Here is a 12093-nt window from a genome sequence, read left to right as displayed (position 1 = left end):
ATAACCCCACCGATCTAATCACTCACTTTATTGGGCTGGCTTTTGGGTTTCCAGCTATCTTGAGCGCGTTTCTGAGCAGCTTTGACAATCCGCGAAAAAATGCGGAACTCTTCCAGGTCTGCGTCGAGATCAACCGGTGCGTCTGTCAATTTGACCAGGTTGTATTCCACGCTTTGGTTGTAGATAGCGAAAGTAACCGCGCAAATTTCTAAAAACTGAATGACGCTTCGGCACTCCACTTCCATAAACTGCTTATAATAGTCAACCAGATTGGCCAGGCGAGCTTCTAAGTAGAGCTGAGACTTGGGTGAAATCAATAAAATTTTCAGCAGCAGCACGGCAATATTCATCGAGTTACCCTGAGCTAGCAGCAGCACAAACAGATTCGAGGGCGCAGACTCATCTTCAGTAGTCAAAGCGTCGATGATGCGGTTACAGGTTCTCAGCGTTAAAGACGAATTAATGACGCGATCATCATGCTTGGCGTAGAGCCGGCGCAGCTTTTCGCTGAGGTGCTTTTCGACTGCGTTAACAAATTCTGACTGGCTAATGGCAAAACAGAGATAGTCAACCAGGTTCGCCTTGTAGCTAGCGTAGGGAGTATTGTCGGTTTGCTGCAAAAAGAGGCGGGCAACGTGGCGATGGCTAAATCGTCCCTGGCGCAGCAGAATAGTCTTGACCAACCTGAGCACGCTATCTCCTAGGACGGTGGGGTTAGAATATCGGTTGCCCAGCCGGGAAGGCTGCTGCTCAAAAGCCGTATACATAGCCAGGTCGTATCTAAACTGGGTTTTGAGCCGCTTTGATAGCGTGCGGGCAGCGGCGCGCTGCTCGGGTGAGTTTTTTTTGTCAATGTACTGCGTGACCAGATGGTAGGCGACGTAGCGATCGCTCCAGCCACCGGGTTGAGTAGGGCCGATCCGCTGGTGAGCAAATAGCTTAAGCGCTTCAAAGTCAAGGCTAGCGATAAAGTCGCCTAGCCACTGATGGAGCCGCTGCAGGCCAGGGATGGCACTGTACCCAGACAGGGTGTGCTGCTGAAAAAGCGATAGCAGCGCCTGAATCATGTGCCCTTGCCGGGCGAGATCCCAATTGTTGATCAGGATGTAGCAGGCACGCTTGAGAGTGTTGCAAAACTCTGCTTGGTCGCCTGCCAGTAAAATTTGGTGTAGAGCGGGCGACAGGTCGCGCTCGGGCATTTGACCCGGGCTAAAAAATAGCGCCTCAAATTCGGCGAGCGCTTCAACTGGCGTTCGGCTTTTGACCATCGCTAGCAGGTCGCTGTAGATCTGCTGCTGAGCTGCATGCAGTGCCATCGGCCTGCCGAGCGGCTCCACTGACGACTCTAAGCGATCGCCTCGTTCAGATTCTGAATCACGAAACCTCCTGTCTACAACCATTGCAATATACATACGGCAGTTTAGATGATCTCTAGACTGCCCGGTATCAAAGCTGAAAGCTGTATTGTCAAAGCGACACTAAGAATCCGGATAAATAAATTCGGATAAACAGTAGAGATGGGGGCGGAGGGACTTGAACCCTCACGACTTTTACAGTCAACGGATTTTCATTCTCCCGCAGCTTTCGCTGCTGCTGCCAGGTTGCCACCTGAGTGGCCCAGCAGTTTTGAGAATTGGACTCTCCCTTTACCCTCGGCTAAACGTTAGGGTAGCTCCCGTCGAGTCTCTGCACCTTCCGTCAGATTTCTCCGTTGGCTTGGCTCAGGATTGCCCTACTGATCGCCCGACTGACGGGTTAGCAGCTTAGGTTTCCCTGAATTTGAGAGCTTCCACTTGATAGATTTCTCCATCAAGGCCCAGATTTTCTAAGTCCGCAGCGTCTACCATTCCGCCACGCCCCCTTAGTCAGTGAAATTGACCGCAATCAGGTACAGCTAAGTTCACAGATATCTATTGCACCACCAAGCGGGTCTGGATGCAACCAATCTTTTGGCAAATCGGGCGAATGCCAGCTCATCTGAACACGTAAAAAGCTACTTCAGATTAGAGATGCGCTGCAATGGCCGCTCGGGGTCTAATATAGGTCTATGTATTCGAAGCTGGCTCCATACGCTTTGCCCTAACCCGCATTAAAGATGACATTTCCTGCGCTTGAAACTCCTACGCTTATTGCCTTAGCTCTCTACGGGGTACTGGGCGGGCTATATCTACTCGTTATTCCGGGAGCGCTACTGCTCTACCTCAAGCAGCGCTGGTATGGGGCCGGTTCGATAGAGCGGCTTTTGCTCTACGCGCTGGTGTTCGTTTTCTTCCCAGGAATTTTACTGCTCAGCCCCTTTCTAAACTTTCGGCCTCAGCGCCGTGAAATCAGCAGCTAGCGCTGTGCCTCAGCAGATAAGACAGCCAGCCAGTCAGCGTGAGCTTAGAAATGCGGCGAATTGATGTAATTGGAATTGGAATCGGCGTTTTTGCGGCAGGCGGGCTGCTGTATCTGGCTTTTTCTTGGGCTGGCATGGATGGCCTGTCGGCGGGCATTTGGAGCCAGGTGGTTTTTGTTGGCGGGCTTCTGGGCTGGACGGCGACCTATCTAACGCGGGTGCTGGGTAAAAAGATGACTTACTACCAGCAGCTGCAAGACTACGAAGAAGCGGTGCTAGAAAAGCGGCTGGCAGAAATGAGCCCAGAAGAGGTCGCCCAGCTTCAGGCTGAGGTAGAGCAAGAGCGACTAGAGCAGCAGCTAGAGAAATCGGCAGAGGCTTAGCTGTAGACTCAGGTTTCTCTGTGGCTTAAATTTATAGAGAGTTTTAGAGACGCTATAGCCGTCTCGCAGTCCTTTGGCTGCCGGTGAAAGATGGGCCGGTCTTTTTTTATGGTGTCTGTTAGAGAGCGGTTTGATCAGCTGCGCGATCGCAATGAGTGCGCTCTAATTCCCTTCATTACAGCCGGTGATCCGGATCTGGCGACGACAGCCGAAGCCTTGCAAGTGCTAGATCGCAATGGCGCAGATATGATCGAGCTAGGGGTGCCTTACTCCGATCCGCTGGCCGATGGCCCAATCATTCAGGCAGCGGCGACTCGGGCTTTGCAGCGCGGGGTGAATTTGGCGGCGGTGCTCAAACTCGTCGCGGAGGTAAGCCCGAAGCTATCGGCACCGATTATTTTATTTACCTACTACAACCCCATTCTCAATCGGGGCATTGAGACTTTTTTGAAGGATATCTATGCAGCCGGGGTGCGAGGCTTGGTGGTGCCCGATCTGCCCCTGGAGGAAATGGACAACCTGCTCAAACCAGCGGCAGCGGTAGGCGTTGATGTGATTTTGTTGGTGGCACCGACTTCGCCGGAAGATCGGATACGGGCGATCGCCGAACGCTCTCAGGGCTTTGTCTATCTGGTCAGCGTCACGGGGGTGACCGGCGTCCGTCAGCAAATCGCTAGTCGGGTCGAAGGCCTGCTAGCCGATCTGCATAGCGTAACTGATAAGCCCATAGGCGTAGGCTTTGGTGTGTCCGAACCAGCTCAGGCCAAGCAGCTAAAAGACTGGGGCGCAGACGGGGTGATTGTAGGCAGCGCGATTGTTAAGCGACTGGCTGATGGTACACCTGCCGCAGGGCTGGCCGCAGTGGGTGAATTCTGCGCTCAGCTAAAGGCCGCTATCCAATAGAACTGGCCAATAGAACTGGTAGATACCATAGGGACAAGTTTACCTGGGCCAACTGATGAATCGTCCCACTATTTTAGACTCGCAAACCAGCTATACCTTTAGCAAGTACTTCGAGCTGAGCTATGAGCCAGAAGATATCTTTGCAGAGTTTGATTGCTCCTTTGAGCGCAGGGCACTGACGCTTCCTCAATTTGATCAGCCAGTTGCGTTTGCAGATGAGCTGCGCCACCGTTTAGAGCGAGCGGTTGACTTAACGAATATAGCGAGCGAAATGGCCCGGCGAGAGCTGCTGATTGCGCCAGTTGTATTTGCAGTCTGTGATTATTTAGACCAGGAGATGAAAATTGAGTACCAGGTTGATGTCAGCAGGCGACTCAAAGGTACTTTTGATTACTTTATTCCCAGCCCGCAAAACCTGTTGGTGATTGAAGCCAAGAATGCCGATCTGGGTCGCGGATTTAATCAGCTAGGAGCCGAGTTGATTGCCCTCGACCAGTGGACGCGGCAAGAGACTCCGATTCTCTATGGGGCGGTGACCACTGGCGATAGCTGGCAGTTCGGTCAATTTATCCGGGCTGAGCGCAAAATCTTGAAAGACACCAAGCTGTACAGCACTCTCATAGAACTAGAAAAGCTGCTATCGGTGCTAATAGGAATTATTCAACCGGCTCAGGTACCGCTACAGAGCAACGGCTGACAGTTGGGTCAGAGGCTGCTTAAGGTCAACCAGTCTGGTCTGAAAATAGGGCAAGCTTCTAGCCAAGTAGCCTATCTACGGCTTTTTATGCTTGTTAATGTCTCCCAAGAGTTCTTCGAATGCCTCGCCGTACTTAATTGCGGCGGACTTAGATTTTTTGGGGGGCGGAAAGAGAGCAGAGTGAGCGCTAATAAAGGCAAAAACAGCGAAGATTGCTAGAAGTGGAAGTAAAGCAGGCATGGTAGATATTGTTTTCGCTTTTAAGCGCAGATAGCGATGGTGAGGACAAAGATCTTTTGAGTCTGAGTCAAAATCTAAAGAGATCACGCTGAGAATTGGTATCGCTAGAGACGGTTGTTTTGGGACAGTTCGTTAAGAACGTGCGGCCCAAACAATTAGCCTACGCGATTAAAATGTTACGCATCTCCTTCCGTATTATCACTGCCTTTGTACGGGACTCCATATTGCTCACTTAAAGAAAATGATTTAGATTATGTATCTTTTGTGGTTTTTGGCGGCTCTTGCCGGGCTGTGAACTCGGGTGTCAGAAGTCGCTGACTTTCCTATCTAGATAAATACACTTAAAATCTTTCTGAGAAATGATTATTACACTGTGAATTGCGCGAAATCAATCCTTACGGAGTGAAAACACGTATCAATTAGCACGCCGCTTGGAGCAATGCTCAGAGGAAGCTATTGCAAAATTGCACTGGCAATCTGGCGGTCTTAGTAGGGCAACCGAGCGAAATGCCGTGTCTTTGGGTGTAATCTCGATCTCAGAGGAATGTCTTTGAGTATGAATCTTAAGAGAATATTATTTGTATTAAGCTATGTCCAAAGGTGCGGGCTGACTGGAAAAAATCATTCCGCCCTATTTTTCGATTGTTAAAAAATATCCGCAATTTATTGGGCCTATTGACTGCTAAGGAACAAAAGTTGATCTAAACCTGTTTAGCTCAAAGGCCAACGGCCTCTTATCTAAAATGTGGTGCGGATAATTTGCTCAAGCTGGTTAGGTTTTCTAAGAAGCTTCTTAAAAAACCTCAGGGGGCTCAGCGCGATCGCACTAAAAAAACAAAGCGGGCGCACACCGTGACCCGCCGTCAGCTTACGCTGCTTATCAATCTCTCTAAAGCGGTAAATCTTTTGATCAAATGGCAGCTTTGCCAGACTCAGATTTGCTGGGCGAGGGGGGACACCCCTCACGTATATTTTTCTTGCTGAGTATCAATTGTTACTGAAAAGCCGCCAAATATTTCGCTGAGATCGCGGCGGGTGATCTGTTTTAGCCGACGTTATTTTGAGAGGGGGCGGGCTGGATTGGCATATTGCTCCAATCTATATGCAGATGGCGCTGCGGAAAAGGAATCTCGATGTCGTGCTGGCGTAAGGCTTCGGCGAGCGCAAAGTGCAAATCGCTCTTGATAATGAACTGACGGCTGGGCTGAGAAACCCACACCAGCAGCTCAAACTGAAGCGCGCTGTCGCCAAAATTATTAAACAGCACCATGGGCGGCGGGGCGGCTAACACATCTGCATGCTGGCGGCCTACGCTGAGGAGCAGATCGCGCACTTGCTCAGGGTTGGATTTATAGGCTACGCCTACCGGAATCCGAATGCGAGAAATTGGGTTGCGGTGACTCCAGTTCACAACTTCATTCTCTAACAGGTGCGAATTTGGCACGATAATTGAGACCTGATCGACCGTGCGAATTTCAGAAGAACGCGCCCCAATGCGTTCGACAGTGCCGGTCTGCTCACCAACTTGAACAAATTCGCCAACCTGAACCGGACGCTCAAAGACCAATATCAGGCCGCTGCCAATGTCTTTGACAATATTTTGCAGGCCCAGACCGGCTCCAACGCCCAGCGCACTCGCCAGCAGCGTCAGCGAACTGAGGTTAATGCCGGAAGCTTGTAGAACAATGATGCAGCCAATAAAAATCAGGCTGTAGCGCAGCAGAATCGCGATCGCCTCCTGCACCCCCCGGTTAATGCCTGTCTCTTGCAGCACCCGCCGTTTGAGCGTATTTGAAATAATCCTCGCGCCCACGGTGACCAGCAGCACCAGCAGCACCAGCCGGAAAATCACCAGCATGGAGATAGCGTTGCCGCCGATCGGAATGGTTTCGGCAGTAAAAGACTCAGTCAGTTTGGAGATGATGCGGTGGCTGACCCGCCGAGTGTCGGGAAAAAGATTGGTGGCATAGAGCAGCGCCCCGATCCAGATGCCCAGCCGCAGCAGTAGCAAAGTGGCATTGAGAAACAGATTGACCGTTGTGAACTGGCCGGTATCCGATTCGCTATCCGCCGCTGAATGCAGCAGTTGATAAAGGTATTTGCGCCAGATAAAACCGGCCAGCCAGTGAGCCAGGGCAGCGACTAGCGGCACCACCGGGACCTGCCACAGATGCTGCTGAATGTAGTCAGGCTGGCGCTGCTGCCGGGTCTTGATGAAGGTCTCTTGAAGTTTGTCGGCCCACTCTTGGGCCTGCGCAGCCGTAGTCAGACTACTGGTCGTGTCTTCAGGGGTAACCGTAAAGTTAAACTCCATCTGAGGATCTTCCAACGAAGGCGATCCGAGCCAGACGGTAGACAGCCCTTCTTCTGTAGGGGAGACATCTACCCCAATTTCTGGCAGGCTCTCCTCATGGACGAACTGTTGCAGGCTACGACTGATGGTTTGGGCTCGGGCAGTGGCGCTAGCCGTCGCAGCCGTATCGGTCACTCTGAAGACGGTGTGGCCATCAACGACCACAGGTGCTGAGCCATCGACTGCAAACATGCTGCCAGGGAAAATCGCGGCAGGGGCCAAAAAGGGGAGGGCGATCGCCACCGTAAATGCCATCACTGCTCCCAAAACCAGTCGAATAATCCGCTGGGGATCGCTGCTGCTGTAGTGGTGAGGATGATCTAATTTGCTATTGTTTGGTCTGCTATTCACAACTGCCTGACCTGGACGATCTCTTAACCACTCTGGTTCTAGCTCAAATCAAGCATACTGTTTTGAGCTCAGCATGTGCTCTGCCAGTTACGAGGTTAACAGGGTTGGCGCGGCGGCGTGTGTGCTATGGCTGAGTGCGATTTACGATCAGCGGCATGGCAGACAGCAGCATGAGCAGCAGCAAACAGCAGATCAGCGGCAAGAGCTTGCCGCCGCTCAGCGCCTCTGCGCCAGTGACGCCCAGCCAAGTATAGGCCAGGGTGCCAGGGATAATGCCAATTAGGGTGCCAGCGGCATAATCTGACACCGGAACCGGCGTTAGCCCCAGGGCAAAATTCACCAAGTTAAACGGCGAGACAGGCGAGAACCGGATGGTCAGTACGCAGCCTAGAGATTTGTCACAGAGGGCGCTATTGAGTTTTTTGAGCAGGGGTTGATGGTGAAACCGCCGCTCAAACCAGTCGTAGAGCAGGTAGCGAGCCAGCCAAAAGGCAGCGACAGCGCCTAGCGTCGCTCCAATTACTGACCACACCGCGCCCCACCACAGACCATAGACCGCCCCACCGACAATCACCAGTATCGTCCCAGGAATGCCCACGGCATTGGCTGCAATATGAGCTAAGAGAAATAGCCCGACGCTGCGAATGGAGGTGCCGCGATCGCCCGCCTCAGAAAAAAACTGAATCAGTGCGCTGCGGTCAAAAATGAAAGCGAAGGATTGCCAGCCAGCCGCATTGATAGCGATAGCAATAAGGGCGGCAACGAGAAAGCAACCCCAAAATTTTCTATTAAATCTCATTTGCAGCGGGGGCGTCGGGGAGCACGGGGTATTCGCTGATCATCAGGCCACATCTGCCGGTGCGTCTGTTTCTGAGGCATCGGCAGATGTGGCATCGGCCTCGGGTACCGCCTCTTTAAGCGCCTTACGCGCAATTTTGGTGATGTACAGCGTGATGGCAACCACCGTCACGAAGATGAGAATTTTGATAATCCAGTCAACAACCGGGCTAGAGGGGGCTTCGCCAGTGCCGAGCATGGCGATATCACCAATCAAGGAGCCCAGGTAGACGTACATGATGGTGCCCGGGATGATACCAGTCGTGCCCAGCACATAGTCTTTCAAAGTGACTTTGGTCAGACCCAGCGCATAGTTCAAGAGATTGAACGGAAAGGCAGGTGAGAGGCGAATCAGAAAAATCAGCTTGAGACCTTCGTCGGCGATCGCCCCATCGAGCGCGCTAAAAAAGCGATTGTCCGCCACTTTTTGAGCAATCCAATCGCGGGCGACAAACCGCCCGATCAAAAAAGCGGCGGTAGCACCCAACATAGCCCCAATAAAGACCAGAATAGAGCCCTTAAGCACGCCAAAGACAAAGCCCGCGCCCAGCGTGACTACCGACGCTGGTAAGAAGGCCACCGTGATCACAATGTAAGCCAGGATAAACACCACTGAGCCAATCGGCCCGAGGCCATCAATCCAGGTGACCAGGCTCACTAGCATCTGCTGAATTTGGCCGAAGATAGCCAAGGGACCAGCCGCCTGACTAGCGCCCGCTTGTGCCAGAGCTGGCCCCGCAGCCAACAGCATACCGCCCAACAGAGAAAACAGCATAAGCTTAAGCCCGCGACGAACAGTTTTAGGCCAACCTGACCGCTGCAGCAGAGTCTGTGCTGGTAAGCGGTGAGGGGCAGCATGAAGCCGAGTAAGAGATTGATGACTAGAAACCTTCATAGGATCATTCCTTAACTGGGTGTGACTGTGGACAATCGAAAACTTGATCGCTAGAGCAAAGCGCCACCGCAGCTAGAACCGCTGCCCGCTGTGCAGCCATAGCAATAGGGCCGGGTAGCAATTTGCTCAATTACATCGAGAGAGTCAGCGGCTAGCAGCTTTTCTACGGTGAGGGCAGTGCCGTCGGGCGATCGCGCGGGCACCCCCTCCATCTGGTTAAAGTCGCAGTCGTAAATATTGCCTGAGTAGTCAATAGACAGCTCATTGCGACACATCAGATGCTCTACCGTGCTGGCATTGTGGTGAGACTCTAAAAACTTGAGATAGGGCTGATGCAGATGGCGATGCTGCAGGTGAAACTTAGTGCGGCCAATCGGCAGATTGGTAATCGTAAAAAGATGGTTGAAGACAATGCCAAAGTGCTCCTTGAGATAGGCGCTGTAGTCTGCCTGTAGACCGGCCTGACCCGGCGTCAGCGAAAAATCTGTAGAGGTCGGTATCGGCGGGTTATAGACCAGGTCTAAAAGCAGATTAGGGTCTTTGCCGTAGCCCAAAGCATTGAGCTTTTGGATGGCGCGCACTGAGTCGTCGTAAACGCCTTTGCCGCGCATCGCATCGACATTGTCTGATAAGTAGCAGGGCAGAGAGGCGACGACATGGAGCTGATGCTGGGCGAAGTACTCGGGCAGATCTTCGTAGCCCGGTTCAAAAAATATGGTCAGGTTAGAGCGCACAATCACTTCTTTGCCGCTGGCTCTAGCGGCTTCTACCAGCGGGCGAAAGCCGTAGTTCATCTCAGGGGCACCGCCTGTCAGGTCAACGGTTTTGATCTGGTCAAACCGGCGGATTACTGCCAGGAGCTGTTCGCACACCTCGTGAGAGAGTTCTTCGGTGCGATGGGGGCCTGCTTCGACATGGCAGTGGGTGCAGGCCAGGTTGCAACGGCGGCCTAAGTTGACCTGTAAAACGCTAATGGCATTTTTGGTGAGGGGGCTACCGAGTTTTTTCTCAAAGGGCGTGATGGCGGGGCGAGAGCGATCAGTTAAGTCAGTGGTTGATGAACCGGCAGAAGGAGACGTGAAAGTGTGAACCATAGAAAGTGAAAAAGTATTGAGATGAACGGGTTGGTTTACAGCCGAGGGGCTGGTTCTATCAGCTTAGTGTTTTACAGTTAGGGCTATCAGCGTGGCTTGGCACTTTACTATTAGAGAGAGGGATGCTGAGTTTTTGCTTAGAGCCAGATAGGAGTACCGTGGGATTTCTCAGCGAGCAGCAGGCGCTAAATGCACATATTGCTAGTTGACGATGAAGTAGAACTGACCGAGCCGCTGAGCCGCATCTTGCAGCGCCAGGGCTATACGGTAGCTGTAGCAACTGATGGGCAAACAGGCTATGACCTGGCCGTCAGCGGCAATTTTGACCTGCTGATTTTAGACTGGATGCTGCCGGGTAAGAGCGGTCTAGAAATTTGCCGGGAGGTGCGATCGCAGGCTCAAACCACCCCTGTCCTTTTTCTCACTGCCAAAGACATGCTCGACGACCGGGTTGATGGGCTAGATGCGGGCGCAGATGATTACCTGGTCAAACCCTTTGAGCTGCGCGAACTCTTAGCCCGCGTCCGCGCCCTGCTGCGCCGCCCGCCTGCCTCAGAACGCTCAGATTTGGACAATTCACCTACCGCTGGCGCAGTCCTCCAATTCGCAGACCTGACGCTCGACATTGAAAATCAGTTTGCCAGCCGGGGCAGTGTGACCATTGAGCTGTCTGAAAAAGAAGTGCAGCTGCTGGCTTATTTGATGCGATCGCCCCATCAGCTACTCACGCATACCCAGATCTATGACGCCGTTTGGGGCAGTGCCATCCCTAGCAGCAACGCCCTCGCCGCCCAGATGCGCCTGCTGCGAAAAAAGATTGAGCAGCCCGGCCAACCTGTTCTTATTCACACCGTATACGGCAGAGGCTATCGTTTTGGCACAACTGCTTAGCACCCAGATCTAATAAACCCGCCCGACAGATGTGGATCAATAAGTAAGCTAAATGTCAGCTTTGTACGTACAGTCAGCACCTGTTTATTTTTACAGGCACCTGTTTATCTTTACAGGTTTTTGATTTTGACCTGTTCTTAATGCGGTCAAAACCTGTAAAGTAAAAGCCTGGCTAAAATTTTTTCAGAAAATAAAAACTGGAAATACGTTAAAAATTAGCCCTTCTTCTTCGGCTAAGAACGTTCACAAATACGTTCTTTAAGACCTGGCCTCTCCGTTTATTTCGCTTACTAAAAAATGACTAAAATTTCCTTGCTAGCTTCTCTCACTGCAAAGAAAGATTGAGTATTTTACCAGTCTATTTTTGCCTGGACAGTATGCATGGGTGATCGCCTTCAAGTGAATTTATAGCGCCTTGTTTAACGATGTATAATATTGCGCCTTACTGCTTTCAAAAAATACGGACTGAACGCAGTTCAGTTAGGAAACTTCGAAAAGCAGAGCTTTTATGGGCTATTTTTCATTGGCTTCAAAAAAAGATACGGTTTTCTAGTGATCTTTTGAGAAAAATACGTAACAATGCGATTTCAGGGATTTTGGGACAAGACCAGAGCAATTTCGAGAGACACTGATGGTTGACACATTGGTGGTTGACACACTGTCAACTCAGAATTAAACTCATTTTCCTGTAGAGATATGCATAAGTCAGGGTGAGACAGACTCAAAATAATCTATTAATCAACCAATAAGACTTATATCTCGGAACATAACTCAGTTGAGTACCTGTAATAAAGCCCTTTTTCTGATTGAAAATTTCACTAGCGAGATCCTGATGAACGTTTCAGGTAATGAAAACTCTGAAGCTGGCTTAGAAGCGCCATATGTGAGTATTAGGAGCAGCAATGGTTCAGCTCATCAAGTGACACCGCCTCCAGACTCTATCTACAGCCGATACAGGGTACCAACTTAAGCCGGGAAAAGCTATGCGTGCAGGGGCTTGGGCTGATGTGCTTTAGCTGCCTTTCTGGGCAAAGGCAGCTCAGTATGATGGCTGAGTACCCACTCAAATAGGTCAGGAAACTGATGGCCAAATAAGCGTTGAGCAGCGGTG

Annotated in this window: 11 protein-coding genes; 5 read left to right on the top strand and 6 right to left on the bottom strand. The window is 51.4% G+C overall.

Annotated features, from left to right (window positions below; all coding sequences use genetic code 11):
* Positions 1-14: 14 nt before the first annotated feature.
* On the bottom strand, positions 15-1412 hold the full coding sequence (locus tag CKL79_RS09595; protein WP_121969368.1) for a hypothetical protein: 1398 nt from the start codon (positions 1410-1412) through the stop codon (positions 15-17).
* A 683-nt stretch (positions 1413-2095) separates the two neighbouring features.
* Between CKL79_RS09595 and CKL79_RS09590 the strand changes: the two genes are divergently transcribed.
* The 4 genes from CKL79_RS09590 (at position 2096) to CKL79_RS09575 (ending at position 4321) form a co-directional block, all read left to right on the top strand.
* Positions 2096-2338, top strand: a complete 243-nt coding sequence (locus tag CKL79_RS09590; RefSeq protein ID WP_121969367.1) for an NAD(P)H-quinone oxidoreductase subunit L — start codon at positions 2096-2098, stop codon at positions 2336-2338.
* A gap of 50 nt (positions 2339-2388) precedes the next feature.
* Positions 2389-2721: a DUF3007 family protein gene (locus CKL79_RS09585; protein WP_121969437.1), complete on the top strand. Its 333-nt coding sequence runs from the start codon at positions 2389-2391 to the stop codon at positions 2719-2721.
* A 108-nt stretch (positions 2722-2829) separates the two neighbouring features.
* The gene (gene trpA / locus CKL79_RS09580) at positions 2830-3624 is read left to right on the top strand and encodes a tryptophan synthase subunit alpha (protein WP_121969436.1); all 795 of its coding nucleotides are present in this window, start codon (positions 2830-2832) and stop codon (positions 3622-3624) included.
* 55 nt (positions 3625-3679) lie between these two features.
* Positions 3680-4321 carry a hypothetical protein gene (locus CKL79_RS09575; protein ID WP_121969366.1) on the top strand — a complete coding sequence of 214 codons (642 nt, stop codon included), beginning with the start codon at positions 3680-3682 and terminating at the stop codon, positions 4319-4321.
* A gap of 1285 nt (positions 4322-5606) precedes the next feature.
* Here CKL79_RS09575 and CKL79_RS09565 read toward each other — a convergent pair.
* The 4 genes from CKL79_RS09565 to arsS form a co-directional block, all read right to left on the bottom strand.
* Complete coding sequence (locus tag CKL79_RS09565) at positions 5607-7265, bottom strand: mechanosensitive ion channel domain-containing protein (RefSeq protein ID WP_121969364.1); 1659 nt, start codon at positions 7263-7265, stop codon at positions 5607-5609.
* A gap of 124 nt (positions 7266-7389) precedes the next feature.
* Complete coding sequence (locus tag CKL79_RS09560; RefSeq protein WP_121969363.1) at positions 7390-8064, bottom strand: TVP38/TMEM64 family protein; 675 nt, start codon at positions 8062-8064, stop codon at positions 7390-7392.
* Positions 8065-8106: 42 nt separating this feature from the next.
* Positions 8107-8877, bottom strand: a complete 771-nt coding sequence (locus CKL79_RS09555) for a TVP38/TMEM64 family protein (RefSeq protein ID WP_121969362.1) — start codon at positions 8875-8877, stop codon at positions 8107-8109.
* 170 nt (positions 8878-9047) lie between these two features.
* Entirely contained in the window at positions 9048-10091 is a 1044-nt protein-coding gene (gene arsS, locus CKL79_RS09550) for an arsenosugar biosynthesis radical SAM (seleno)protein ArsS (RefSeq protein ID WP_121969361.1), read from the bottom strand.
* 189 nt (positions 10092-10280) lie between these two features.
* On the opposite strand from arsS, the gene CKL79_RS09545 reads away from it, so the two are divergent.
* The gene (locus CKL79_RS09545) at positions 10281-10982 is read left to right on the top strand and encodes a response regulator transcription factor (protein WP_121969360.1); all 702 of its coding nucleotides are present in this window, start codon (positions 10281-10283) and stop codon (positions 10980-10982) included.
* 981 nt (positions 10983-11963) lie between these two features.
* Here the strand turns inward: CKL79_RS09545 and CKL79_RS23840 are convergent.
* On the bottom strand, positions 11964-12093 hold a 130-nt coding region (locus CKL79_RS23840; protein WP_240518777.1), incomplete at its 5' end, for a DUF6399 domain-containing protein.

This window comes from Leptolyngbya sp. BC1307 (genome assembly GCF_002286735.1).
Taxonomy (GTDB): domain Bacteria; phylum Cyanobacteriota; class Cyanobacteriia; order Phormidesmidales; family Phormidesmidaceae; genus Phormidesmis.
The sequence above is the reverse complement of the archived record's forward strand: the minus strand, read 5'-3'. Positions and strand labels throughout refer to the sequence as shown.